Source organism: Leuconostoc palmae, from assembly GCF_019656075.1.
GTDB classification, from domain to species: domain Bacteria; phylum Bacillota; class Bacilli; order Lactobacillales; family Lactobacillaceae; genus Leuconostoc; species Leuconostoc palmae.
Genome location: NZ_BPKZ01000002.1, coordinates 49,698 through 71,783, shown reverse-complemented (window position 1 = coordinate 71,783; position 22,086 = coordinate 49,698). Strand labels below are relative to the sequence as shown.

25 protein-coding genes are annotated in these 22,086 nt (G+C 33.2%); 2 read left to right on the top strand and 23 right to left on the bottom strand.

The features are described from left to right. Positions 1-34: 34 nt before the first annotated feature. The 13 genes from K5Q12_RS01840 to K5Q12_RS01780 form a co-directional block, all read right to left on the bottom strand. Complete coding sequence (locus tag K5Q12_RS01840; protein ID WP_220742038.1) at positions 35-262, bottom strand: YozE family protein; 228 nt, start codon at positions 260-262, stop codon at positions 35-37. Further along, the gene (locus tag K5Q12_RS01835) at positions 249-860 is read right to left on the bottom strand and encodes a YpmS family protein (protein WP_220742037.1); all 612 of its coding nucleotides are present in this window, start codon (positions 858-860) and stop codon (positions 249-251) included. The genes K5Q12_RS01840 and K5Q12_RS01835 overlap by 14 nt, the downstream gene beginning before the upstream one ends. Continuing rightward, positions 842-1,753, bottom strand: coding sequence for a GDSL-type esterase/lipase family protein (locus K5Q12_RS01830; RefSeq protein ID WP_220742036.1), 912 nt, complete (start codon positions 1,751-1,753; stop codon positions 842-844). The genes K5Q12_RS01835 and K5Q12_RS01830 overlap by 19 nt, the downstream gene beginning before the upstream one ends. An 83-nt stretch (positions 1,754-1,836) precedes the next feature. Then, positions 1,837-3,078 carry a peptidase T gene (gene pepT / locus K5Q12_RS01825; RefSeq protein WP_220742035.1) on the bottom strand — a complete coding sequence of 414 codons (1,242 nt, stop codon included), beginning with the start codon at positions 3,076-3,078 and terminating at the stop codon, positions 1,837-1,839. Between the two features lie 87 nt (positions 3,079-3,165). Next, positions 3,166-3,954: a Nif3-like dinuclear metal center hexameric protein gene (locus K5Q12_RS01820; protein WP_220742034.1), complete on the bottom strand. Its 789-nt coding sequence runs from the start codon at positions 3,952-3,954 to the stop codon at positions 3,166-3,168. After that, positions 3,951-4,640 carry a tRNA (adenine(22)-N(1))-methyltransferase gene (locus K5Q12_RS01815; protein WP_220742033.1) on the bottom strand — a complete coding sequence of 230 codons (690 nt, stop codon included), beginning with the start codon at positions 4,638-4,640 and terminating at the stop codon, positions 3,951-3,953. The genes K5Q12_RS01820 and K5Q12_RS01815 overlap by 4 nt, the downstream gene beginning before the upstream one ends. 62 nt (positions 4,641-4,702) lie before the next feature. Next, positions 4,703-5,803 carry an o-succinylbenzoate synthase gene (gene menC, locus K5Q12_RS01810; RefSeq protein WP_220742032.1) on the bottom strand — a complete coding sequence of 367 codons (1,101 nt, stop codon included), beginning with the start codon at positions 5,801-5,803 and terminating at the stop codon, positions 4,703-4,705. Continuing rightward, entirely contained in the window at positions 5,790-6,602 is an 813-nt protein-coding gene (gene menH, locus K5Q12_RS01805; protein ID WP_220742031.1) for a 2-succinyl-6-hydroxy-2,4-cyclohexadiene-1-carboxylate synthase, read from the bottom strand. The genes menC and menH overlap by 14 nt, the downstream gene beginning before the upstream one ends. Positions 6,603-6,608: 6 nt before the next feature. After that, the gene (gene menD / locus K5Q12_RS01800) at positions 6,609-8,225 is read right to left on the bottom strand and encodes a 2-succinyl-5-enolpyruvyl-6-hydroxy-3-cyclohexene-1-carboxylic-acid synthase (protein ID WP_220742030.1); all 1,617 of its coding nucleotides are present in this window, start codon (positions 8,223-8,225) and stop codon (positions 6,609-6,611) included. Continuing rightward, positions 8,215-9,411 (bottom strand): isochorismate synthase, encoded by a 1,197-nt coding sequence (locus tag K5Q12_RS01795; RefSeq protein WP_220742029.1) that lies wholly within the window; start codon positions 9,409-9,411, stop codon positions 8,215-8,217. The genes menD and K5Q12_RS01795 overlap by 11 nt, the downstream gene beginning before the upstream one ends. 44 nt (positions 9,412-9,455) lie before the next feature. After that, positions 9,456-9,956 carry an ECF transporter S component gene (locus tag K5Q12_RS01790; protein WP_220742165.1) on the bottom strand — a complete coding sequence of 167 codons (501 nt, stop codon included), beginning with the start codon at positions 9,954-9,956 and terminating at the stop codon, positions 9,456-9,458. After that, a complete protein-coding gene (locus K5Q12_RS01785; RefSeq protein WP_220742028.1) occupies positions 9,946-10,761 on the bottom strand; it encodes a bifunctional hydroxymethylpyrimidine kinase/phosphomethylpyrimidine kinase in 816 nt (271 codons plus the stop codon). The genes K5Q12_RS01790 and K5Q12_RS01785 overlap by 11 nt, the downstream gene beginning before the upstream one ends. Positions 10,762-10,781: 20 nt before the next feature. After that, positions 10,782-11,255, bottom strand: coding sequence for a hypothetical protein (locus tag K5Q12_RS01780; RefSeq protein ID WP_220742027.1), 474 nt, complete (start codon positions 11,253-11,255; stop codon positions 10,782-10,784). A gap of 100 nt (positions 11,256-11,355) precedes the next feature. Between K5Q12_RS01780 and K5Q12_RS01775 the strand changes: the two genes are divergently transcribed. Next, a complete protein-coding gene (locus tag K5Q12_RS01775) occupies positions 11,356-12,240 on the top strand; it encodes a YitT family protein (protein WP_220742026.1) in 885 nt (294 codons plus the stop codon). A gap of 27 nt (positions 12,241-12,267) precedes the next feature. On the opposite strand, the gene K5Q12_RS01770 is transcribed toward K5Q12_RS01775, so the two are convergent. The 8 genes from K5Q12_RS01770 to xerC all read right to left on the bottom strand — a co-directional run bounded on the left by K5Q12_RS01770 (position 12,268) and on the right by xerC (position 19,784). Continuing rightward, positions 12,268-12,837 (bottom strand): GNAT family N-acetyltransferase, encoded by a 570-nt coding sequence (locus tag K5Q12_RS01770; protein WP_220742025.1) that lies wholly within the window; start codon positions 12,835-12,837, stop codon positions 12,268-12,270. Beyond that, entirely contained in the window at positions 12,834-15,029 is a 2,196-nt protein-coding gene (locus K5Q12_RS01765) for a helix-hairpin-helix domain-containing protein (RefSeq protein WP_220742024.1), read from the bottom strand. The genes K5Q12_RS01770 and K5Q12_RS01765 overlap by 4 nt, the downstream gene beginning before the upstream one ends. A gap of 164 nt (positions 15,030-15,193) precedes the next feature. Next, on the bottom strand, positions 15,194-15,793 hold the full coding sequence (locus K5Q12_RS01760; protein ID WP_220742023.1) for a non-canonical purine NTP pyrophosphatase: 600 nt from the start codon (positions 15,791-15,793) through the stop codon (positions 15,194-15,196). A gap of 39 nt (positions 15,794-15,832) precedes the next feature. Next, positions 15,833-16,294, bottom strand: a complete 462-nt coding sequence (locus K5Q12_RS07130) for a glutamate ligase domain-containing protein (RefSeq protein WP_246570443.1) — start codon at positions 16,292-16,294, stop codon at positions 15,833-15,835. Positions 16,295-16,697: 403 nt separating this feature from the next. Beyond that, entirely contained in the window at positions 16,698-16,949 is a 252-nt protein-coding gene (locus tag K5Q12_RS07125) for a hypothetical protein (RefSeq protein ID WP_246570441.1), read from the bottom strand. Between the two features lie 49 nt (positions 16,950-16,998). Then, a complete protein-coding gene (locus tag K5Q12_RS01750; RefSeq protein ID WP_220742022.1) occupies positions 16,999-17,709 on the bottom strand; it encodes a nicotinamide mononucleotide transporter family protein in 711 nt (236 codons plus the stop codon). Between the two features lie 230 nt (positions 17,710-17,939). Next, entirely contained in the window at positions 17,940-18,818 is an 879-nt protein-coding gene (locus K5Q12_RS01745) for an aldose 1-epimerase family protein (protein WP_220742021.1), read from the bottom strand. Between the two features lie 60 nt (positions 18,819-18,878). Beyond that, on the bottom strand, positions 18,879-19,784 hold the full coding sequence (gene xerC, locus K5Q12_RS01740) for a tyrosine recombinase XerC (RefSeq protein ID WP_220742020.1): 906 nt from the start codon (positions 19,782-19,784) through the stop codon (positions 18,879-18,881). Between the two features lie 148 nt (positions 19,785-19,932). Between xerC and K5Q12_RS01735 the strand changes: the two genes are divergently transcribed. Then, positions 19,933-20,385: a hypothetical protein gene (locus K5Q12_RS01735; protein ID WP_220742019.1), complete on the top strand. Its 453-nt coding sequence runs from the start codon at positions 19,933-19,935 to the stop codon at positions 20,383-20,385. A 31-nt stretch (positions 20,386-20,416) separates the two neighbouring features. On the opposite strand, the gene K5Q12_RS01730 is transcribed toward K5Q12_RS01735, so the two are convergent. Next, entirely contained in the window at positions 20,417-21,760 is a 1,344-nt protein-coding gene (locus tag K5Q12_RS01730) for a PFL family protein (RefSeq protein ID WP_220742018.1), read from the bottom strand. A gap of 45 nt (positions 21,761-21,805) precedes the next feature. Then, positions 21,806-22,078 carry an ACT domain-containing protein gene (locus K5Q12_RS01725; protein ID WP_220742017.1) on the bottom strand — a complete coding sequence of 91 codons (273 nt, stop codon included), beginning with the start codon at positions 22,076-22,078 and terminating at the stop codon, positions 21,806-21,808. Between the last annotated feature and the right edge of the window lie 8 nt (positions 22,079-22,086).

The following is a 22,086-nucleotide window of genomic DNA, read 5'->3' as shown; positions in this document are numbered from 1 at the left end:
TTGTTGCTATTCTAAGCAACATATCCCTTCCTCTTTATTTTTGATTTAAATACTGCTCCCAAGCATTATCAAAAGTTGTCATGCTAATCAGATAAGCACTGTTCTCTTCAAGATAAACCGACAACTCCTCAAAATCATGGCTTTGTTTTGGAAAGCCAGAATCTAAAAATGCATTGTTAGCAAATTGTTGTATATCATCAGTAGCAATGGTATTACGATTTGTCATTAACCAGTCATAAAAAGATCTGTCATTTTTGATCATCAGATAGTCCTCCTTCAAAAATAAATTGATCAGTAACTAAATTTATCTTCTTAGCTTTAAAAGACATTCCCTTTGTAACTGGAAGCTTAGACATATTGACAAAAAATTGTTTCTTTTTAGGATTTATTGTAACAAAATCAGGCGCATGATAATGAAATTTTACATATGTCATTACTGTGCTAATGGGTAATGACATATTTCCTACAGACATTTTTTTAGCGGTCAAGATCACATTTCCATTCTCTGTTACCTCAGGAATTAAAATCACACCAAAACGGAAATTTTGCCCCAAGGCTTGCATATTTCCGTACATCATAACATTTTGATCAACACGAAACTGATAGTTATCTGTATGTTGATCACTTAAATAATGGGCTACCAAAGCGTTAACTTGCTTTTTATTTAGAGACACATCAAATGTCGCATCTGTTTGAGCTATTTTCGATTTTTGATCAATTACTTCAACATTTTGACTGGCTAAAAAAGTGACAAATAATGCACTTAGAATTAGCATTACAAATAGCACCCAAAAAGCCCAAAACCAAGGTGATTTTTTTCCTTTAACTAAATCTTTAGTTTTTAATTGGCTATTAACCACTTATACTGCACCGCCTTTACTCTTTTAATTAATTGTGACGTCATATAATCATAACCTTTACTGTTAGGGTGATAATTATCCTCGGTGCTTATGAGGTTATTTTTTATATACTTTTTTTCCTGATTAAAGAAATCTTGATTATTCGGATATTTCATACTTATTCTTTTATCTTCCTCCTGCAATGCAGATTGCTCCTCTTTGGTTTTATATTGACCAAACGTTAAATTAAAAATATCAACATAGTAACTCTCTTTGTTTTGATCCACAACTTGTTTACTAATAGTGTTATATAATCTGACATCGTCATTCAAATCTAAGCGATTAGGAAAGTAAACAAAAATCGGATTATAGTTTCCAAAAAGAAAAATTGGAGCGTCACTATTATAATGGCGAATAGTAGTAAACAGTCCTAAAAGGCTTTTCTTATAATTTTTCTGACTATTTTTAATAGCTTGCGATAGCTCGTCGGGTGATTTAGTAAAGAAATTTTGCAAAACTTGTTGCTGCAAATCGTTTCCGCCAACTGATACAACAACAAAATTCGCATGTTTTAATCTATCTTTTATTTCAGATGAACTCTCTATACGATCACTAACTTGTTGAGCCGTATATCCCGCTTTGCCAAAATTATAATTTAACACATCTCTACCATAATTTATCGCTAATTCACTAGATAAACGTTCTGAATAACCTTTTTTTAAAGCATCATCACCTATTCCTTGAGTTAATGAATCTCCCAAAGCTACAAAACTGATTTTTTGGGTTCGAGTGATTTTTTGAGTTTCTGACGGAAGCGCTGTTCTAATTATTAACCGCCTATAGTTCATAATACATATTGCAGTGATGATAAACAAGATAGCAACGATAACGACTACGATAATTTTTTTCTTCATGCTTAATCCTTAATTGGTTACATTCTATTGTAACAAAAAAGAACTATTGCGACATCTAGCAATAATTCAATCAATTATACTATCTAATTTTTTGCTGCTAACAACACAATTTTTAAAATGGTATCAGTTGCCTGATACATTACTTGAGTTGAAATGTATTCGAAACGACCATGCATATTTTCACCACCAGCAAATAAATTAGGTGTTGGTAATCCCAAAAATGTGATTTTTGAACCATCAGTTCCCCCTCTAACTGGTTCAATTATCGGATTAATACCTAATTCACGCATTGCACGTTCAGCTAAATCAACAGGCATCATATTATCTTTTAAGATTTCACCCATGTTATAGTATTGATCTTTTATCTCGACTAAAATACGATTTGTACCCAAAAGTTTATTCATATCTTCAGCAATACGATCCATAAGTCTTTTTCGTTCTTCAAATTTTTCACGACTATGATCTCTAACAATATATCGCATCACTGCTTTTTCTGGGTTTCCTGTGATCTCCATTAAGTGCCAAAAACCTTCTCGTCCTGAAGTTTTTTCTGGTCGATCATTACTAGGCAATCTGTCGTGAAAATCAAATGCTAATTGTAAAGCATTAATCATTGTCCCTTTTGCTGTTCCTGGATGAACGTTTCTACCTTGAATTGTTACGGTTGCTCCCGCAGCAGAAAAAGTTTCCCATTCCAGCTCGCCTAGTGGGCCACCGTCAATGGTGTAGGCAAAATCAGCATCAAAATCTTTGGTATCAAAATTATCAGCGCCAATTCCAATTTCTTCGTCAGGCCCAAAAGCAAATTTTAATTTACCATGCTTTACTTCAGGATGCTCAATAAGATATTCTGCCGCAGAAATAATTTCGGCAACTCCTGCTTTATCATCGGCACCTAATAATGTGGTTCCATCGGTAGTAATTAATGTATGCTGTTTGTATGCTTTTAAATTAGGAAAATCTATAGGATTTAATTCATAACCACTATTGCCTAACTTAATAGCTGAAATACCATCATAGTCTTTGACAATCTGCGGTTTAACATTTTCCGCAGTAAAATCTGCTGTATCAACATGAGCAATGAAGCCAATTGTTGGGATGTTTTTATTTTCCGAATTACTATCTAATTCAGCAAATATGTAACCATCTGCCATTGTTCGCACTTTTTGTAAACCAATGCGTTTTAATTCAAGCGATAAGTCATTAAGAAACGCAACCTCTTTTGGTGATGACGGAATAGTTTTTGAGTATTCATCTGATTGTGTATCAACTGCAACATATTTCAAAAAACGGTTTATAAGATTTGGATAGTTATCGTTACTCATTTTACACACTATTTTCTAATTATTAATTAAAAACCTTTCTTAGAAATTTTGGTCAGCTTTCAAAAACTAGGACGTACCCTAAAAAACCTATACATAATTATAGGGATCAGTGTTAATTGACGTTTCAACAACTGAAACTGAATCACCAAACCAATCAACTATACGCGCAACCATATATTTATTTGCAATTGCTTCCATATGGTGATCTGGATCAATGACTGAAAAATCAGAGGCTAAGATATCATGTCCTACATGATAGTAAACATCTGCGGTAACGAATAAATCAGCACCAGACTGCTGAGCTATTGGCCAAAACTTGCCACCATCTCCACCCAAGACTGCAATTTTCTTTATTTTTTGATTGAGATTTTTTGAGATGACACGAACTTGAGTAACTTTAAACAATTCATGCATTTTCTCAGCAAATGATCTAATTGTCAATTCGTCATCTAAGGTTCCTATTCTACCAAGCCCTGTTACACCGTCATCATTAGGTATTAAAGGGACAACATTTTTAATACTTAGCGTCTCTGCGAGCCAATCATTCAATCCATTTTTGGCACTGTCTAAATTAGTATGGGACGCATAAACTAAAATATCATGCTTAATTAAGTCAGCGTACATTTTATTTTGTGGGTCACTCAAATCTAAGTTCTTTGCAGGGAAAAACAAAGGTTCATGGTGAGACCAGATAAAATCAATTTTTTTATCAATGGCCTCTTGTACAACTTCTGGACGGACATCTAATGTGGTCATAATCCGTTTAATTGGTTGCTTTGGATTTCCTATCTGCAATCCGGTCGGGTCACCCTTTTCAGCAAGCTTTATTGGTGCAAAGTTTTCAATGGCATCAATTACATCCTGAGCAACAATCATGATATTTCCTCCTGAATCTTAGCATACTTATTTTCCCATTCAGAAAATATGGGTGTCTTATTTTTATCTGCTTGGTTTAATTTATCCAAAATTAGGTGTATCCTTGATAGTTCTTTTTGCCATTTCAAAACAAAGGCCGAAGACTTCTCTAATCTCAGAAAAGGACCGAAAAATACATCGTCATCTGTCAACTGACTTTCCCCAGGAGTAGCTACTATAACTTCGTAAAAATGTTTATCCTCTTGCACAATTGATTCATTTTCTATCTTATAATTATGTTCAATTAACCACTTTCTAACAGCATCTTCATCTGTATTAGGTTGTAAAATTAATGTTTTATACTGATTATGCTTTGCCAAGCTAGCATTTAAAATAGTTGTGATTAACATTCCGCCCATTCCAGCAATAACAACTGTATCTATAGCATCCTGGGGCTTAATTGCTGACAAACCATCAGCTAATCTTAATATAGTTTTTACTAATAATCCCCTTCTTGATAATTCATGTCTGGCATTTGCCAATGGTCCAGATGCCACTTCACCAATGACAGCAAAGTTAATTTTGTTGTTAATTAGTAGGTTTGCTGGTAAGTAACCGTGATCCGAACCAATGTCCGCTAATCTAGCATTTTCAGGTACATAACTTGCTACAGCAGACAAACGGGGCGATAAATGTAAACTATCCATAATTAAATTTCCTTAATTTTTAGTATATCATATTTCATAAAACGTTAATATTTTTAGCCGTGTTAAAAGATTATTTCAGAAATAGTAAAACTTTCATTTAAATTAATACCCAACCCAGGTCTACTCGGAACAGTAATATATCCTGATTCAACATAGAAATTTTCCTGAGTAACATCCTTTTCAAAATATCTTCTAGAATCAGAAATATCACTAGAAAAAGTGATGTTTGAAAGGCTGGCTAATGCAAGATCTACTGAACGACCAATATTACTAGAAAACATACCACCAATCCAAGGCTGAATATTGTATTGATTACATAATTCAATTGCATCCAGTGCAGCCGTAATGCCGCCAATTTTACCTTGCTTAATGGTTAATGCTTTTGCAGATTTTAATGCAATCATTGTTTTAACATCATGAATATTATTGATACTTTCGTCCAAACTTAATAATTGTGAAGATTTTGCTTGAAATAATCCATGATCTACAAAATCGTTTTCAGCAAATGGTTGTTCAATAAAAGCTATATTTTTAGGCAATTCATTAAGTATTTTTGCATTATGATAATTAAAACTGCTATTAGCATCAATAGAAAATTGCTGATTCGGAAATTGACATAATATTTTCAAAAGAAATTTAAAATCCGTTCTCTCCGCATCAACTTTTAATTTAATTCTTTGGTAGCCTTTTTTAATTGCATCAATAATTAATGGGACACCAGCATTAATATTTAAAGCAATACTCACTGGTACATCATCGTGTAATCCGCCTATCATTGTTTTAAGCGATTTCCCTATAAATTTACCATATGCATCCCAAACAGCCATCTCAATAGCTGATTTCGCAAATGATCCAAAAAACATAACTTCGCCTAATTTTTTAGCAAAATCTCTTGGAGATGAAAAATATAGCTTTTTTAAATGTTTGGATATAACATTGCGAATTATATCCAAACTAGTTGCTTGTGCTTCAAGAGTGTAACGATAATCATCAAAAGATTGTAATTCTCCTAAACCGGTTTTAGTTTCATCGGTAGCAACATTTTTAACAATTAAGTTAATTATTGCTAATTTTCTAGTACTCATATGTTGATGTGCTGTATCAAAAGATGTTTTTAATTTTAATGAGACGGGTGTTAAATAAAGATGTTCAATCACATACATTTATCATCTCCTTTATCATCTCATCAGGTTGTTCAAAATGGATATTATGACCAGCATTGTCGATAATAACGAAACTAGCTTTACGCATCATATTAGTCATTTTAAGTGCAATACGTTGAAATTTCTTGTCATATTCCCCAACAATTATTTTGACACGTACATTTAAATCCGAAATTTGATTCCAAAAATTAGGTTGACTCCCTGTTCCCATGTAAACCAATGAATTGGCAACATTATATTTATTTTGGTTTAAACGTTGTGAACGCATCTTTTGCTGTTGATCTGCTGGTAATAATAATTGTGATTTAAATAATGGTAATTTTTCCCATTGCAAAACAAAATTTTCAAAATTTTCAATTATATCATTCGCACGTATATTATCTTGTTTCCGTCTAATTTCTCTATCAATGTTTTCACTAATACCTGCAGTGGCACTTTCTAAAAATAGGTAAGTAATGCGATCTGGTATTTCTAATGCTAATCCTAAAGCTAAACGCCCGCCCATTGAGTATCCTAACAAATTAAATGTTTGCCAATTGACATCGTCTAGAAGCATAGTAATATCATTAATTTGATTCTTCATTTTAAACTTTTCAGGATCATTAACTGTTGGCACATTTCTCCCGAAACCTAATAAATTAATCAACATGACTTGACCAGGTAGTTTGTCTTTAATAGTATCAAAATCATTCATTGATCCCATAAAACCATGAAGCAATAACCACTTTTGTTTAGAATTAGTATTTCTCTGAAACATTACTTCGTAAGGATATTGGTTGATTGAAATGATTTTATGCATTATATCTTAGACTCCCATTAAATTATTATGATTTTTGACATTAACTACACGATCACTTTTATACTCAATAATACGTGGCCCTGTAATAGACTGTTTTAAGATTTTATCTAACTCCTCTGATTTGTTAATTTTATAATAAGGTATATCATACAAATCAGCAACTTTAGCAATATTTAAATTGAGTGGCGTTGCAAACATTTTTTCAAAGTAATCTTTAGCTTCAGACTGTGGTAAAAATGAAAAAATAGACCCACCATTATTATTAATAACAATCATATCAAGGTTGATATGATATTGCTTTGCCATCATTAATCCATTCATATCATGAAATAAAGACAAATCACCAGTCAATAGAATACCACGTTTTTTGAAAGAAGCGGTCATTCCTAATGCACTGGAAATTGTACCATCTATCCCATTCACACCGCGATTAGCATAAATATTTTGAGTGTGTAATCCCGTAAAAATGTCGTCCATATCTCTAATTGCCATACTATTTGCAACAAAAATTGGGGTGTCTTTGGTGGCAAATTTATCAATGGCTTGTGAAATACCCATTTCACCAGTAATGTTTCTAGGCAATTGATTTAGCGATAACCATAAGCCATAAAATGCCATACTATTGGATATCTCGGCAGATGCCAAAAACGTTTTCGGACTTACATTAATAACTTGACTAATATGCCTTGTATGATCTTGACTAGCCTGTGCATCAACATACCATACTGGAATATGCTCCTTACTCAACCATTTTAAAACATTGGCTGAAACTGGTGTAGCGCCCATCCTAATAACCAATTCTGGAACATATTCGCTGCCAATCATTCCTTTTTTAAGTAAAGAATCAATACCATAGACTGTATCTGTCGTCCTTGCGCGACTTAACACATCAGCAACAATAGGAATGTGATACTTTTTTGAAAATGATATTAACATATCACGATAATTTTCATATTCATTTGGTCCTACCAAAAACAATACTTTCTTTTGAGATAAAATTTGCCGAGGGATATTCATTTCAATTGATTTAAAAGTAAGTTGTTTTATTTGAATAATGGATGTATCACCCATGACAGGCATCAACGGTTTTCTCAATGGCAGATTAATTTGTATAGGTCCCGAGGGATATACGTTTGATTCATGAACCAAACGCTGAGTCATAAAATCTATATAGTCTGTCATATCAGGATTTGAATCTTGAAGGGTAAAAGTTATCGCTTTTTTTATTAGCTTGCCGTAGATATTATGTTGCGGTATAGTCTGTGGCGCGCCATTGTCTTGTAATTCAATAGGTCGATCTGTTGACAATACAATCAAAGGAACATGTGAAATTTTAGCTTCAGTAACAGCAGAAAAGTATTCCGTAATTGCAGTCCCAGAAGTCCCAATCAACACAACCGGTTGTTGTAATGTTTTTGCTATTCCAAGAGCAAAAAAACTAGCTGATCGTTCATCAACATCAATATAAACATGTATTTCTTGATTTTGTGCTTCATACTCTGCTAATAATAATGCAATGGGTGTTGTACGAGAACCTGGTGAAATAACAAAGTAATGTACACCGCTTTGAAACAATGCATGGAGTAAATGCTTTGTATTGAATGTTAAAGTATCAATTGTCATAATTATAATCTTCCAATGCTTGAATCATTGCTTTAAACTTTAGTTCAGTCTCATTGTACTCCTCTAAAGCTATTGAGTCTTTCACAATACCTGCTCCTGCAAAAACGGTCGCAATATGCCTTTTTTGGTTAATGAGCATGGATCGAATACCTACTACGAATTCTCCTGATTCTTTTTCTATACTGTAACCCACAGGTGAGGCAAATAATCCACGCGGATACTGCTCATTTTTTTTAATATAATCCAATGCTAATATTTTAGGTAGTCCGCCTAAGGCTGGTGTGGGATGTAATAAATTGACAAGGTCCACCACATGACTAATTGAGTTTAATTGTGCTTTGATCGGTGTATATAAATGTTGAACTTGCTGATTTTTCAGAATAACTGGTTTACTAGGTACTGTAAGTGTTGTAGCTATCTTTTTGAGTTGTTTAGACAATTGGCTTACCACATATTGATGCTCACGTAGGTTTTTACGACTTGATAGCAACTTTTCTTCCAGCAATAAATCTTCAAAACTAGTTTTTCCGCGAGTAATTGTACCAGCAATTGCAGCCGTTTCAACTTGATTAAACTTAGAAAGTTTAACTAGGCGTTCAGGTGTAGCAGAAAAAAATATCTCGTCTCCTTTTTTTAAGACAACACGATAGCTATTATGTTGATTTTTTAAAACTTCCATCAAACGATAAATTTGCACCTTTTCATTAAATTCGATGGTTTTCTGTCGCCCAAAAACTACTTTTTTAAAATTATCATCAGCATTCAATATCTTTATCAATTGCTGAACGCGATGTACCCAATCTGAATCTTTATCTATCTTGTTAATGACTAACGATTTTCTAGTAGTTTGTTTAAATCGATTAAGCCATTCATCAAAATCAAAATCTATTCCTGAAAAAACATATATCATATGATTTTTAATTTCGACAAATATCTCAGGAGAAAACCAATAGCCATTCATAATATCTGATTGTTCAAAAAATTGATCATCAAATGGTCTACCCCCAAAAACAATTGTGTCATTAATTAAACTTGCCTTATTCGCTACTTTTTTTGCACCAAACCCAAATTTTATGCTGTCTGAATTAGGTGCTTGAAACATCGCACTAGAGTTATAATGATCCAGTGCTAAAAGTAGTTTTTGTTGATCGTTGTCTCGTAATTCACGAGAAAAAGTGTACTTCATTTTTTCCTCACATATTAAAAAGTGATAGGATAACCCATCACTTTTTAATTTTTAAAATTAATCTGTGGTATTTTGTTAATAACAGGCACCATTACTAAAGCAAGAATCAAACCCATAATAGATTGTGCTATATTGCCTAAGATGGAAGCCCAACCAGCAGCCCAGTTATATAGTATGACTCCTGCAAAAAAATAACCTATAATCATGATTATTGAGCCTAAAATCAAGCCAATAACAACACTGATATTTTTTTTCTGATAGGCAAAATAACCAACTACCCAGCCTTCAAATCCATGGATAACAAGAGAAAAAAACATCCATTGTGGATATCCTGCAAACAAATCTAATAACAAACCACTTAATCCACCTACAATCATACCGTTCTTAGCGCCACCTAATATAGCAGCAATAAATATACCCGCTTCTACTAAATTGACAAAACCGTTCGTTGCAGGAACTGGGATTTTAACAACATATGATAATGTAACATTAAAAGCAATGATTAAAGACAAAACCGTTAATTGTTTAGTATGTTTATTCACAATCTATTCTCCTAGATGAACCTTGCCAAACATTTCCAACATTATATCCTTTTCCAATAGTAACACCATGCTTAATACCTTGCCAAACAAATTTTTTAGCTTGTTTAGTAGATTCAACAATTTTCCCAGAACTTTTTATGTAACAAGTTGCTAAACTAGCAGAAAATGTACACCCTGCACCGTTATTTAAAGGGATGCTTGTTAATATTTTATCTTCTTTAAAGACTGTAACCGTTTTACCGTTGAACAAAATATCCACTGCTTTTTTACCAGGTAATCGTTTACCACCTTTAATAATTATATTTTTGGCTCCGTATTGATATATTTTTTTCGCAGCATCAATCATATTCTCTCGTGTGTTGATTGTTTTTCCAACAATAACTTCAGTCTCAGCAATATTTGGTGTAACAATTGTTGCAAGTGGTAGTAAATATTCACAAATTGCTTCAACCATATGTTTAGTATTTACTGCATTATTTTCTTTAAAAACCATTACTGGGTCTACAATGATCGGAATATTAGGATATAACCTAATAAAGTTAGCTACTAACTTAACAGTAGATACATTAGGTAATAATCCTATTTTAATTGCAACAAGATCATCAACTGTTGCAATAGAATCTAGTTGCGTAATTAAAATATGTTCATCAACTGGAAAAATGTTAAATTCTGTTGGCGTAACCGTAACGAGAGAAGTAATCACACTTAATCCAAAAAAACCATACTCTGAAAAAGTTGATAAATCAGCCTGTATACCACCACCACTCAGACTATCAGAACCACCTATCGTCAATATTTTATGTGGCATATCACACTCTTATTCCTTTTTTATTTTGATGATGCATCAAAATGTATATTTTGTCCATCATCTTGTACATTAATCACTATTGCATCTTTTTCCGTGCCGGAAGTTATTGACCAAGAATAATACCGTCCATGCGCCTTAGCCCAATTTATAGCCTCTGATAGAGATTTATTTTTCAACTGGTTGGCGTCTGTACGAGTATCACCTGTCTTCTCTTTTCGTGATGAACTATTACTCTGATTTGAACTAGATGACTGTTTTTTGCCATCAACACTCTGTTCATCTTGACGAGTATTAGAATCTACTGTTTCATTTATTGTTTGACTGTGCGATGCTTTTTGAACAATTGGTGTGCTGGTCTTTTGTGAAGAATTGTAACCCACAAAAATAAAAATACTCAGAGTAATAATAATTACCATAGCAAAAATAACCAGTAAATTACGAAAAAAATGATGTTTTGGCTGAAATTTTGGTCGTTGATAGTTTTTATCTGTCATAAAATTACCTTTCAGTCCTATTATTATAACAAATATCTAATAGCTTCTGCTAATGCTTTTTATGATAAGATTGAATTATTAATTAGGAGAAATTTCATGTATGAAAAATATTAATCTGTCAGCCATTGCTGCCAAAGATATTATAATGATAGCCTTGGGTACAGGATGCTATGGCTGGGCTCTGATTAACATCAATATCCCCAATCATTTAGCTGAAGGTGGCGTATCTGGCATCACTCTGATATTGCGTGCTTTGTTTGAATGGAATCCTGCCTATACCAATTTGATATTAAATATTCCATTATTGATTATTGGTTATCGCATTTTAGGCAGACGATCACTAATATATACAATTTGGGGGATTTTAACATTGTCTATTTGGTTATATATTTGGCAAATCATACCGATGCCACCAAAGTTGCATCAAGATATGTTAATTGCTGGTCTACTAGCCGGAATTATAGCCGGTTTTGGACTTGGTATTGTTTTTAGATTTGGTGGGACTTCTGGTGGAACAGATGTTGTCGCACGAATTATGGAACAAAAACTTGGTATTCAAATTGGTCGCACAATGTTTATTTTAGACGCTATTGTGCTGCTCATGTCGTTAATCTATGTAGACATTGTACATATGATGTATACCTTAATTGCCTCATTTGTTTTTGCACAAGTTGTCGGGTTAACTCAACAAGGTGCCTATACAGCACGGTCATTTATGATTTTTACAGACTATCCGGAAGAAATCTCTCACGCAATAATGTCTGAGTTGGAACGTGGAACGAGTTTATTGAAATCAGAAGGTGGTTATTCGCACCGTCAGCAACGAGTTGTATATGCTGTAGTAGATCCTAGTGAAGTCAATGTTGTGCAACATATTATCGAAAAAATTGATCCTAAAGCATTTGTGTCTATATTTACGGCTCAAGAGCAATTGGGAGAAGGATTTTCTTATATGCGTCGGAAAAGGAAATTTTTGTTATTTTAAAAAGGTATGCCGTTTAGGCATACCTTTTTAAATGCTTTTTTGCATATGTGTATAGTTGTGTTTACCAATTTGAATGCGACCAACAGCTTGATATCCCATTAATTCATATAATTTTTTAGCTTTTGGATTGTGATCATCAACATTCAACCCAATAGTTTTCTTATTCTCGTTCAAGGCTCTTTTTTCGGATGCCAGTAAGAGCTGCTTACCAATACCTTTTCCTCTTGCATTCTCAGAAACCACAATTGAGTCTAAATACCACTCATTATCAAATACTTCTGAATCTTCAAATAACCAACGATGATAGCTATATTCATCAGCAAGAACAGCTTGTATTGCATTATCTAAGTCCAATTCTTCATTGTCAGGATATCCAAAAGCAACACCCATAATTTGGCTATTATCGTCTTTTGCGACCAATGCTCGACTATAATGATAACGACTTTTGGCAGATTGTGCGACAGCTTTTTGCCAAGCTTTCTGCACATCCCCTTGAGATAAAACATCGTACACATCAAGATCCATATCATTAAATATGGTTTGCTCTAATGCTAAAATTTCAATTTGATCATCTAACGTTGCTCGTTCAATTTTCATATTTTTTCCTCTAATGGCACCATTGTTAAGGCAATACGTTTTCTTTTATTATCTATTTCTATAACCCACACATTAACGATATCACCAACAGCTACAACATCTAATGGATTAGCTACTCTTTTCTTTGATAAACGAGATATATGGACTAAACCATCTTGTTTAACACCGATATCAACAAACGCACCGAAATCCACTACGTTACGTACTGTTCCCTCTAGTTGCATACCTTGGCGTAAATCTTCAAGTTTAACTATTTCCGATTTTAATAAAGCTCCTGACATATTAGATCGCCCAGTACGACCATATTTTTGTAAACTACTAACAATATCATGTAACGTCTGTGTGCCAATATTTAGTTTTTTAGCAACTAATTCGTTATTCAATTTGCTTAAATCGATTCTACTTGGATTCTGTTTTACTTGAATCATATCAACATTTCCAATTGTTAAAAGTTTATGGGCAATATCATAACTTTCTGGATGTATATCCGTATTATCAAATATATTTTCACCGTCAACAACACGTAAAAATCCGACTGATTGTTCAAATGCTTTTGGCCCCAGACGTGGTACTTTTTTAAGTTGCTCACGTGATTTAAACGCTCCTAACTTATTTCTATACTCTATAATATTTTGTGCTAGTGTACTAGTAAGACCTGCAATATTTTCTAACAGATCAACACTAGCAGTATTTAAATTAATTCCAGCTTTATTCACCGCACGTTCAATAACTTGATCAACTTGTTTATCTAAGTCTTTGCTATTTAAATCATGTTGATATTGACCAACACCAATTGCTTTTGGGTTAATTTTTATCAATTCAGCCAAAGGGTCTTGAACTCTTCTGGCAATTGAAATGGCAGAACGTTCTTCAACATGTAGTTTGGGAAATTCTTTTCGTGCAGCATCAGAAGCTGAATATACTGAAGCACCAGCCTCACTTACAATCACATATTTAACGTTATTTGGCATATATTTGGCAACAAATTCTTCTGATTCTCTTGAAGCAGTACCATTGCCAATCGCGATTAAGTCTACATTATATTTTTTTATAAGTTCCTGAAACAAGATTGATGCTTCCAGTCTCATTTTATCACTGGCAGGTTTATGTGGGTAAATCACCATTTTTTCCAAAAATTTACCGTTTGAATCAACAACAGCTAACTTTGACCCTGTTCTGTAGCCTGGATCAAATCCCATAACAACAGAATTTTCGACCGGCGATTGCATCAATAAATGATACAAATTTTCACCAAATACCTTGATTGCTTGTTGCTGAGCAGATTCCGTTAAACGTTGTCTAATTTCTCTCTCAATAGCGGGTCTTATGAACCTCTTATATGATTCTTTGATTGCTAACTTCAATAGGTCAAACCCTTCACCATATGCTTCTCTACCAGCTAGTTCCTGCGATTGTATAAAATGATAAATTCGTGACTCTGGAAACTCTATTTTGATAGATAAGATATCATCTTTTTCACCACGATTAAGCGCTAAAATTCTATGTTTATTATTCTGTAAGCTTTTAATTGTCTCTTGGTACCCATAATATTGGGCGTAAACGCCATTCGTGTCTTTTTCTTGACCATTCTTCTTAATTGATGAAACTAAAATACCATCTTTAAGCATTCTAGTTCTTAACCATTGCCGATAAATTGCCTTTTCGCCTATGAACTCAGCTAAAATTTCTATTACGCCTTTAATTACATCTTCGCGTGTTGTTAAATTTTTTGATATATATTGTTGAACGGATATATCATTATTCATATGTTTTAAAATATAGTCCGCTAGTGGTTGCAACCCATTTTCTCTAGCAATTGTCGCTTTAGTTTGCCTTTTCTTCTTAAAAGGTAGGTATAAGTCTTCAACATCTTGTAAATTAGACGCTTTTTCAATCGCATAACTAAGGTCTGGGGTTAACTTTAACTGATTTTGAATAGTTGTTAAAACATATTTCTTTCGTTCCAGCAGTTCAACCACTTTCTTGGATTCGATTTCAATGTTATGAATGATAACCTCATCTAAATTTCCAGTAGCTTCCTTCCTATACCGAGCAATGAATGGAATGGTTCCACCTTCTGAAAGTAATTTCAAAGTTGCTTTTACACTATTTAAATTCAACTCTAAAGTTTTTGATACTTGTACAGCAACATTCTTTTCTGACAGTAAGCTATTTGTGCTGTGTTTTTCCATGATTAGTTATTCTCCAAAGCAAATTTTATTTATGATATCAATAAAAAACGCCGCTTATTCAAAAGAATAGGCGGCGGGTAGGTAGATAGATACTACCCAGTTGGTCAATTTTAATTATAACATATATTTATATATTATACAAATATATGTTTGGCATTAATTTTTTAAATCCTATAACCGAGTAGTTCTAATAAACTTTGAGCTGCTCGACCGCGATGTGAATAAATTATACGTTCATTCATAGGCATCTCGGCAAAAGTTTTTTTATTTTCAGCTTCAAATATTTTATCGAATCCATCCGAATATTTGCCTCTTGGACTTTTAGTAATTAATTTACCGCCTCTTCCTTTGGCTACGTAAACCTTGTTAGAAGGCGAGATTAGTACAAACAATGCTTCCAAGTATGCACTGCGATCCATACCTGGTTTATATAAGTTTAATAAGTAGTTATTTTCTTCATCTATTGAATGTAATTTTAATCTTTTAAGTTCTCTAGCTGTAGTCAGACCAAAACGATCTGGAAATGCACTAAAATAGGCGCCTGTATCATCCGCTAAAATATATTCATTGTCTAAACTGTTTTTTATATATGTTGCTTTTTGAATAGCATTTTTCAACTGATCGTTTATACTCTCTTCTGGGAACTGTTTTTCATTTAAAATATCGCGATAATTAATAACATCAACTCCAAATTCTTTAAATACTGCTTTTATTTCTTCTGTTTTAGCTGAGTTATTTGATGCTACAACGATTCTATTAATCATTACTTTCTCCTAACAAATTAAGTGTATAAAAAGAACCGGCTATAACAATATATTGTTCAGTAGAACGATTTTTTTTAGCAAATGCCATAGCTTTCTCAGAGCTGATTTTGACAACAGGAATAGTATCCGACTTTTTTTAATAACCGTTATTAACTCATCACTTGAGAGTGCCCTAAAATTATTTGGTTTTACAGCAATAATCAACTCAAAATGAGGTAATAATATTTCTATCATTTCATTGTAATTTTTATCTGACAAAATACCTAAAATTAAAATAGGTTTAACCTTTAAATGCCACGTTTTTAAGGTATCAATGAGTGCTTGCACCGCAGAAATATTATGTGCACCGTCACGAATAATCATATTATCTTGATCTACATCTAAACGACCAATCATTTTAGCGTTATTCAATCCTTTCTCTATTGCACAATTACGAAAGTTAATGTTAAGTTTTTTCTCCAAAACAGACATAACCTGCCAAACCAACGCAACATTTTCCACCTGATATTTTCCCAATAATTTTAAATTATATACGGTTTGATTAATACTGAGTTTAAGTCTTACTTGATTACTATGCAAGATTTTAATTGCTGGTTGTTCAGAAAACCAAATTGCCTTTCTTTTTTTTGAAACTTCCTTTAAAATCGTAGTAACTACAGGTGAATGCTATCTTTGTGAAAGCAATTACTAATGATTGCGAAATTACATGTGTCGCATCATTTCGTCCACCGAGTCCAGCCTCCATAATTACAAACTGTATTTTCAAAGATCTAAAAATTAACAAAGACACAATAGTCCACACTTCGAAATAAGAAAGATTATTCACGTCTAATTTATGATCAACTAAAACATTTTCCAAAATGTTAAAAGATTCCTGCCAATTTTTTTACTCACAAAATGACCATTAATCCAAATTTGCTCTCTGTACTGCTGGACTAGAAAAATGTCCAACTGAGAAACCATATGCAAGAATAATCTCTCTCAACATAGCCCCAGTAGATCCTTTCCCATTAGTTCCCGCTATTTGTATTATTTTAAAACTTTTTTCTGGATGATTTAACCAAGTTAATATTTCTGATAAAAAGCGTATTCTATTTGGCTCAAACAATCGCCATGCTTTGTCTAAACTTGATTGAATTTCTTCATATGTCCTCATTTATTGTCTCACTTATGAATATCTGACGTTTTCAATATCTAGAACTTTACTATCGTTCTTCTTGATTACGATTGTCGCGCCAAACAGGATAGGCAACAGCGCTGTTAATAATATAGTAAATATATTTCCCTACGTTTGCAAAATTCCCCTGAGTAATAGCTTTTACAAGTTGAACAAGATTATAAAAAATCCAAAACAACCACTGATCTTGAATTTTTAATACATTTAATAAATTTGGAATAAGAGATAATCCGAATACAGCACTTGATAACCAATATAATGGCGTGAATCTTTGAAATGCAAAATAATTTAACATTAAACTTATCACTAGTGCACTTACAATAATAAGTGGTAATATCATCTTGAAATCGCTGATTTTATGAACTTTTTGTCTATCGAAACGTGCCCAAAATTTTATTGAAGCTGCATTAACAATAAAAGAAATTGGATATGTTAATATAGCACCCTTGTTACCTAATAAAAAATCAATTACGCCTGATAAGGCAGTATTAAATGTTCCTAATATATTACCATATTTATTCAATCTTGCTGTTAAACGTGTCGATAATATCGATAAACTCGATGACACAACAGAAATAATACCAAATGGTACATATTTAGCCCATGAATAATTTGAAAATAATGATATTTTTATTAAACTGTCAGAAATATATCCTGAAAAATATGCAGTTAAAATTACTATCAATACACCGATAATGTCAAATAGGCGCGATTGATTTAAAACTTTTAAAAAAACCATTGCAAGATCCCTCCAAACTTTTGTAATTATTAATCAACAACTTAGACCTAATATCTAGATAACTCCTAGTTGTGTCAGTGACTTTTTGCGTAACTATTTTAATTCTGAGTTAAACATAACATATTATTAGTTACTTTATTCACATGATTATTTATTTTATTAAACCTAAAAATTGCTTCCAAAACATTTGCATTTTGGAAGCAATTATTTCTGATAAGTATAGCTGTAAATTAAAAAAACTTTAGACTATATGTGCCATTGAATGTATCGCCAGCAGCCAAAACATTCACACCAAATTTCTCTTTAAAGTTCCCTGTGGAGTCAACCGTATCAGCAATTCCCCACCATGGCTCAAGTGCAATAAATGGTGCTTCTTTACCTGCTGGTGTCCAAATACCTAAGAACTGAGCATTATCAACTGTCATTTGCAAACCGTGCTGATTAGCTAAGCGGGCAAGTAAGAATGATGTTTTTTGACGTTCTAATTTTAAAATGATTGCATCATCGTGATAGTCTTCCTGACGCAATCTCAGTGGGATACTTGCATTGAATGGTGTGGGCGTATTGGGATTAGAGTATGGACCAGTTAGACGAATTCTATCATACATATTTTCTGGTTCAATCGATACATAATAATCTGAAAATTTACCACCATCCAAAGGTAAATTAAATGCTGGATGCCCACCAACACTAAAGAAAAGCGACTCTTCTGTATCAGTATTCGTCACAATATAAGCAATTTTCAATTCATTATCATCAGTTAATTCATAACTAATATCAAATTGAAATTTAAATGGATAAATACGCCTAGTAGAGTCTGTATCGTGAATTCTGAAAAGCGCAGTTTTTTCGGAATGCTCTATAACCTCAAAAGTAGTATTACGTGCGAATCCATGTTGATTCATAAAGTATGTTTCACCATCCACTTTAAACTGATCACCACGTAATCTACCAACGATCGGAAATAAGTTGGATGCATGCCTACCCCAATATTTGGGATCTCCAATCCAAATATATTCCAATTCTGCTTGCTTATGCCAAACGCTTGTTAATTCAGCGCCTTCTTCATTTATTTCAATTTTTAAGTTTTTATTTTCTAGTTTTATCATAATAGTTTTATTTTACCAAATTTTTACTCAAAGTGTGTTATTTGTTAAGCGTTTAAACAATTATTTTTGTGCTCTTGGAAAAAAATCTCGATAATTTTTTTGTAAGTTTTCTCTCGTAACATGTGTATACATTTGTGTCGTTGATAAGTTAACGTGTCCTAATAACTCTTGAACTGTCCGCATGTCTGCTCCGTGATTAAGTAAATGAGTAGCAAATGTATGTCGCAGCATGTGTGGATGTATTTTACCAGTCAATGTTGTTTTCTTGATTACTTCATTTAAGATATAAGTAATTCCCGCAGATGTTATTGGTCTCCCTAAATGATTAACAAATACATATTCATGATCAACATGATTTTTAAGTAAATTTGATCTCAACTCATTGATGTATTGATACAGTGAGTTTTGAGCATACTGACCAAAAGGAACATATCTATCCTTATTACCTTTCCCATGGATCAAAACCAGCCGTTGCTTAAAGTCAATTTGATTTAACTTAAGATTGGATATTTCAGCAACTCTGGCCCCAGTAGCATAGAGAAATTCAACTAAAGCAGCATTACGCTGCCATAACTTATTTGAATGATCATACGCACTATCAAATAGCGCAACCATCTCTGTTTCATAGAAAAATTCAGGCAAATGATTTTGATGTTTTCTAAGCGAGACATTACTGAAAGGATTGTCGGTAGCATATCTATTGGTGATTAAGAACTGATAAAACATTCTAAGACTACTAATTTTTCTTGCAATAGAAGTTCTAGCTAGTTTGCGATCATATAATTCATTTAAATAGACACGTACTTCTAAACCATCAATTTGATTAAAGCCAGTGAATCCACCATTATTGTTTAAAAAATATTCAAATTCGTCTATATCTGACAAATATGCTTTTATTGTTAGTTTCGAATACTGCCGTTCAGAATCAAGATAATCAATATATAGTTGTTTTACATTAACTGCCATATGTCTATTATACGCATTCTAGGTATCTTATAAAGCTTAAGAACCGTTAAATTTAGTTATAATCAGTCAAAATTTAACATAATTTGAGTTGTTTGGTTTATGATAATATTAGGGTGTAGTAAATATTTTATTATAGAGGAGTGATAATATGAAAATTCCTATAGAGTCACCTTTTGAAAATTTAGAAAAAAATATTCAAACGACCAAAAAAGTTATAATAAATGCGATTGAAGAGTTTCGTGAAAATATTATTAACAATCGTGATAAAAGAAACCAACGTCATAAGCAGTCAACCAATCATTCAGATGTGCGTGACTTAGCAATTGTGCCATACGAATCTAAGGCTAAAGCTGTAGATTATGAAAGTTTTGTCTATGCTATGTCATCTGCATTAGCTGAAAGCCAAGAAGTAAAAAAGCAAAAATATACCCTTACACATTATTTGAGATCATTCATTTACTATCCAATTTATGCTTTTGTGGCTACAATTATTATTGTTTTGGTTATATATATTAGTATTCTTTTCATTCAAGTAAGCAATAATAACCAACAACCCATTGAAACCCCAAAACATTCTACAAAAGTTATTAATCACAATTAAAAAAGCCTGTGCCTCAATAGCACAGGCTTTTTTAATTTTTAAATGAATGTATTGGAGCGGGAATATGGCCACCTCGATTAATAAAATCAGCACTTGATTTTTTAACTACAGGCATTACGGGTGCTGTTCCAAGTAAGCCACCATAGTCTACCATATCACCCACCTTAGTATTATTAGTGGGTAAGACACGTACAGCAGTTGTTTTATTATTTTGCACACCGATTGCTGCTTCATCTGCTATCATAGCAGCAATCGTTGTTGCATCAGTGTCACCAGGAACAGCAATCATATCTAATCCAACTGAGCAAACAGATGTCATTGCCTCCAACTTTGCTAAAGAAAGAATGCCAGCATTTACTGCGTCAATCATCCCGGCATCTTCTGACACTGGAATAAATGCTCCAGACAAACCACCAACACGTTGTGATGCCATTACACCACCTTTTTTAACTGCATCATTTAATAACATAAGTGCTGCAGTAGTACCATGGGTTCCAACCATTTCAAGCCCAATTTCTTCTAATACTTCAGCAACAGAGTCTCCACGTGCAGGCGTAGGTGCTAAACTCAGGTCAACAATCCCAAATTCAATGCCTAATCTTTCTGCAGCTAATGCTCCGACCATTTGACCCACTCGTGTAATTTTAAACGCAGTCTTTTTAACTGTTTCAGCAACGATGTGAATTGGTTCATGCTTAACCTTTTCAAGGGCACGCTTGACAACCCCTGGACCGGAAACCCCAACATTGATGACAACATCAGCCTCCGAAACACCATGAAAAGCACCAGCCATAAACGGATTGTCTTCAACCGCATTAGCAAATACGACCAATTTAGCATTTGCCGTATCAGATTTATCTGTAATAGCTTTAATTGTTTCTCCCATTAATTTAACAGCATCTAAATTAATTCCAGCTTTAGAAGAACCAATGTTAATACTTGACATGACTAGGTCAGTTTCTGTTAAAGCTCGTGGAATTGAATTTATCAATGCTAGGTCACCATGTGAGAACCCTTTCTGCACAAGTGCTGAATAGCCACCAATAAAATCAACCCCAACTTTCTTGGCAGCATCGTCCAACGCATGAGCATAGTATAGCATTTCATCGGAAGTTGCATTCCCTGCAATTAGTGCAATAGGGGTTACACTAATCCGCTTATTTGTAATGGGAATACCAAATTCACGTTCTATCTGTTCAGCAACAGATACTAAATTCTCGGCATAGTGTGTAATTTTATTATAAATATTTTTTGCTGTATCTTGTGGGGTGCCACCAATAGTATCAAGCAAAGAAATACCCATAGTTATTGTTCGAATATCAAGATGTTCTTCAGAAACCATATTAATAGTTTCGGTTATTTGAGAGGTTTCCATAGTCAATAAATTCCTTACTTCAATATCATAATTATATAAACTGCGTTACACACGACTCATCGCGTCAAAAATTTCTTCACGTTGCATATGTATTTCAACATGTAACTTCTGACCCAAAGCAGATAAATCATCTTGTAATTTATTATATTCTTCATCCAATTTTTCTAAGTTGATTAACATACTCATTGTAAAAATATTTGACATAATGGTTTGGGATACATCTAAGATATTAATTTGGTGCTCGGCTAATGTGGCTGATACACCAGCAATAATACCTGGTTGATCTTTCCCTATAACTGTTACTACTGCTTTTGACATGTTATTTT

Excerpts from the sequence above, each read along its gene's own strand:
- K5Q12_RS01840 (WP_220742038.1), bottom strand. The coding sequence starts at position 262 with ATGATCAAAAATGACAGATCTTTTTATGACTGGTTAATGACAAATCGT.
- K5Q12_RS01830 (WP_220742036.1), bottom strand. The coding sequence starts at position 1,753 with ATGAAGAAAAAAATTATCGTAGTCGTTATCGTTGCTATCTTGTTTATC.
- pepT (WP_220742035.1), bottom strand. The coding sequence starts at position 3,078 with ATGAGTAACGATAACTATCCAAATCTTATAAACCGTTTTTTGAAATAT.
- K5Q12_RS01820 (WP_220742034.1), bottom strand. The coding sequence starts at position 3,954 with ATGATTGTTGCTCAGGATGTAATTGATGCCATTGAAAACTTTGCACCA.
- K5Q12_RS01815 (WP_220742033.1), bottom strand. The coding sequence starts at position 4,640 with ATGGATAGTTTACATTTATCGCCCCGTTTGTCTGCTGTAGCAAGTTAT.
- menC (WP_220742032.1), bottom strand. The coding sequence starts at position 5,803 with ATGTATGTGATTGAACATCTTTATTTAACACCCGTCTCATTAAAATTA.
- menH (WP_220742031.1), bottom strand. The coding sequence starts at position 6,602 with ATGCATAAAATCATTTCAATCAACCAATATCCTTACGAAGTAATGTTT.
- menD (WP_220742030.1), bottom strand. The coding sequence starts at position 8,225 with ATGACAATTGATACTTTAACATTCAATACAAAGCATTTACTCCATGCA.
- K5Q12_RS01795 (WP_220742029.1), bottom strand. The coding sequence starts at position 9,411 with ATGAAGTACACTTTTTCTCGTGAATTACGAGACAACGATCAACAAAAA.
- K5Q12_RS01785 (WP_220742028.1), bottom strand. The coding sequence starts at position 10,761 with ATGCCACATAAAATATTGACGATAGGTGGTTCTGATAGTCTGAGTGGT.
- K5Q12_RS01780 (WP_220742027.1), bottom strand. The coding sequence starts at position 11,255 with ATGACAGATAAAAACTATCAACGACCAAAATTTCAGCCAAAACATCAT.
- K5Q12_RS01775 (WP_220742026.1), top strand. The coding sequence starts at position 11,356 with ATGAAAAATATTAATCTGTCAGCCATTGCTGCCAAAGATATTATAATG.
- K5Q12_RS01770 (WP_220742025.1), bottom strand. The coding sequence starts at position 12,837 with ATGAAAATTGAACGAGCAACGTTAGATGATCAAATTGAAATTTTAGCA.
- K5Q12_RS01765 (WP_220742024.1), bottom strand. The coding sequence starts at position 15,029 with ATGGAAAAACACAGCACAAATAGCTTACTGTCAGAAAAGAATGTTGCT.
- K5Q12_RS01760 (WP_220742023.1), bottom strand. The coding sequence starts at position 15,793 with ATGATTAATAGAATCGTTGTAGCATCAAATAACTCAGCTAAAACAGAA.
- K5Q12_RS07125 (WP_246570441.1), bottom strand. The coding sequence starts at position 16,949 with ATGAGGACATATGAAGAAATTCAATCAAGTTTAGACAAAGCATGGCGA.
- K5Q12_RS01750 (WP_220742022.1), bottom strand. The coding sequence starts at position 17,709 with ATGGTTTTTTTAAAAGTTTTAAATCAATCGCGCCTATTTGACATTATC.
- K5Q12_RS01745 (WP_220742021.1), bottom strand. The coding sequence starts at position 18,818 with ATGATAAAACTAGAAAATAAAAACTTAAAAATTGAAATAAATGAAGAA.
- xerC (WP_220742020.1), bottom strand. The coding sequence starts at position 19,784 with ATGGCAGTTAATGTAAAACAACTATATATTGATTATCTTGATTCTGAA.
- K5Q12_RS01735 (WP_220742019.1), top strand. The coding sequence starts at position 19,933 with ATGAAAATTCCTATAGAGTCACCTTTTGAAAATTTAGAAAAAAATATT.
- K5Q12_RS01730 (WP_220742018.1), bottom strand. The coding sequence starts at position 21,760 with ATGGAAACCTCTCAAATAACCGAAACTATTAATATGGTTTCTGAAGAA.
- K5Q12_RS01725 (WP_220742017.1), bottom strand. The coding sequence starts at position 22,078 with ATGTCAAAAGCAGTAGTAACAGTTATAGGGAAAGATCAACCAGGTATT.